3 protein-coding genes are annotated in these 2,417 nt (G+C 59.4%); 1 reads left to right on the top strand and 2 read right to left on the bottom strand.

What is annotated here, in order from left to right; translation table 11 throughout:
• Window positions 1-304: 304 nt before the first annotated feature.
• Window positions 305-796 carry a winged helix-turn-helix domain-containing protein gene (locus HY010_00965; GenBank protein MBI3474276.1) on the top strand — a complete coding sequence of 164 codons (492 nt, stop codon included), beginning with the start codon at window positions 305-307 and terminating at the stop codon, window positions 794-796.
• Here the strand turns inward: HY010_00965 and HY010_00960 are convergent.
• Both HY010_00960 and HY010_00955 read right to left on the bottom strand, forming a co-directional pair.
• Window positions 754-2,226: an ABC transporter permease gene (locus tag HY010_00960; GenBank protein ID MBI3474275.1), complete on the bottom strand. Its 1,473-nt coding sequence runs from the start codon at window positions 2,224-2,226 to the stop codon at window positions 754-756. The two genes, HY010_00965 and HY010_00960, sit on opposite strands and share 43 nt — an antisense overlap.
• On the bottom strand, window positions 2,219-2,417 hold a 199-nt coding region (locus HY010_00955), incomplete at its 5' end, for a hypothetical protein (GenBank protein MBI3474274.1). The genes HY010_00955 and HY010_00960, both read right to left, overlap by 8 nt.

Genomic DNA, 2,417 nt, shown 5'->3' with positions numbered 1-2,417 from the left:
GACCTTTCTTTTTACGTTGGAACTGCGCAAGAAAGCTATTAAATCGTCTAACAGTTTGCCTACAGTCTCGAGCTCGCGACTGGTGGACGCTTCCATCTCAAGAGATACTACGATTCGCAGCAAGATTAGTTCCACAGCAAGCTGACATGGTTCCTTGAGGCGCTCAAGCTCAGCAAAATCTAGCGCTGAACTTCTCAAGAAAACGACCTGCAGACCAGGCTGAGAATTAACGAAGTTCACCAGTGAGCGAAAGGCCTCGCTTGACCTAAAGACCTCTGTATAAATAGATTGACATTCCGATAGGGTGGCGTATCTTCGACTCATGCGACGAGATGCAGGAGTCTTCGAAGCACGCCGCCTTTCGGCTCTGCCGCGCATCGAGCGCGGCGAGTCTTTGTCCGCGATTGCCCGGCAACTCGGTGTGAGCCGCCAGGCGGTTCATCAATGGGCGCTGCAGTATCGCCGCCGGGGTGCCGCCGGACTGCGCCGCCGGGCGCGGCCGGGCCGTCCGCCGAAGCTGGCCCGTCGGCAACTGGCTCAGCTCCCGCGCCTGTTGGCGCGGGGCGCCGAATCTCAGGGTTTCTCGACCGCGGTGTGGACCACGCAACGCGTCGCCGATCTGCTCTACAAGCGTTTCGGGATTCGCTATGACCGGGATCATGTCTGCCGCCTGCTGCACCGGTTCGGCTGGAGTTGGCAGAAGCCCACCGGCCGTGCCCGTGAACGCGACGAAGTCGCCATCCAGCGCTGGGTTCAGCACACCTGGCCACGCTTGAAAAAAAAGCCCAAAACCTGAAAGCTACGCTGGTTTTCGTGGACGAAAGCGGTTTTTCTCTGTTGCCCACCGCTTGCCGCACCTGGTCCCCCCGCGGACAGACACCGATTCTGCGCCACTGCTTCAACTGGCCGAAGCTTTCGGCCATCTCGGCGGTGACGCCCCACCCGCACGCCTACTTGCACCTGGTGCCCGGCACGATCGCCAGCGAGGAAGTGATTCGCTTCGTCGAACATCTGCTGCGCCAGATTCCCGGGCTGCTCTTCCTGTTCTGGGATGGCGGCAACCCCCATCGCTCGCGCCGTACTCGTGCGGTGTTGCACGGCTACCGCGAACGCCTGCGGGTCTACCGGCTCCCGGCTTATGCACCGGAACTGAATCACGGTGCCGATGGCGAAGAGGGCGAGGCCATCGGTCCAGAGATGCGCGACGCCGGCGCCGCGGAGGATGACGCCGCGGGTGATGTTGATGAAATAGGTGGCGGGAACGAAATAGCTGAGGACGTAGAAGAACGACGGCATGGTTTCACGGGGGAAGATGTAGCCGGAGAAGAAGACGCTGGAAAGGATGGTGAGGAAGGCGAGCTGCATGGCTTCGGCCTGCGAGTTGGCCTTGCTGGAGATGAGGATGCCGAGAGAGAGCGAAACGAAAAGATAGGGCAGCGAAAGAATGGCGAGAATGAGGACGTCGCCGTGGATGGGCACGAGGAAGACGAAGCGCATGAAGGTCAGGATGAGGGTCAACTCAAAGAAGCCGATGCCGAGGTAGGGAAGCAGCTTGCCCAGGAGCAGGCCCATGGGCCGGACGGGAGTGACGAAAAGCTGTTCGAGGGTGCCGCGTTCTTTTTCGCGAACGATGGAGAAGGCGGTGAGAAAGGTGGTGACGTTGAGAAGAAGAATGGCGGTGAGGCCGGGGAGGAAAAAATTGGGCGAGCGCGAATCCGGGTTGAAAAGAATTTTCGGGCGCATATCGACGGCAAAAGTCGCGCGGTTCTGAAGAACGCGGCGCAGAGATTCATCGAGGCCGATGGCGGTGGAAACATTGACGGCCTGGCCGGCGACGGAGGAATCCGAGCCGTCAATGAGAACGAGGACCTGGGCGCCCATGTGGTGAAGCAGGCGATCGGAATAATCGACGGGAATCTTGATGCCGACGCGCGCGCGGCCGGAGATGATGGCGTCGTTGAGGTCGTTGTCGTTCTGGACGTAGCGGATGACATGAAAGGTATTGGTATTTTTCAAGCGCTCGAGCAGCTCGCGGCTTTCGCGGCGGCCGTCGGCATTGAAGACGACAGTGTTGATCTGGCGGATGTTGGTGTCAATGGCGAAGCCGAGGAGAAACATTTGCAGCAGCGGGATGATCAAAGAGAAGAAGAGCGTTGAGAAATCGCGGCGGACGTGGAGGACCTCTTTGCAAAAAATGGCGCCGAAACCGCGGACGTAGTCACGCACGAGCGGCCTCCAGGAGGGCTTGGTGCTTGAAGGTGAGCTCGACGAAAACGTCTTCGAGGCTGGAAGCCAGCGGGCGAATTTCGGCGACGGCGATGCCGTTTTTCAGGAGCTGTTCGCGGAGATCGTCGAGATTGAAATGTTCATCGATGAGCGCATGAATGGACTGCCCGAAAATGGTGGCGCTGCGAATG

This window comes from Acidobacteriota bacterium (genome assembly GCA_016196065.1).
In the GTDB taxonomy this organism is placed as follows: Bacteria; Acidobacteriota; Terriglobia; order Terriglobales; family Acidobacteriaceae; genus Acidiflorens.
Note: the sequence above shows the minus strand (reverse complement) of the source record. Positions and strands in the feature narration are given on the sequence as shown.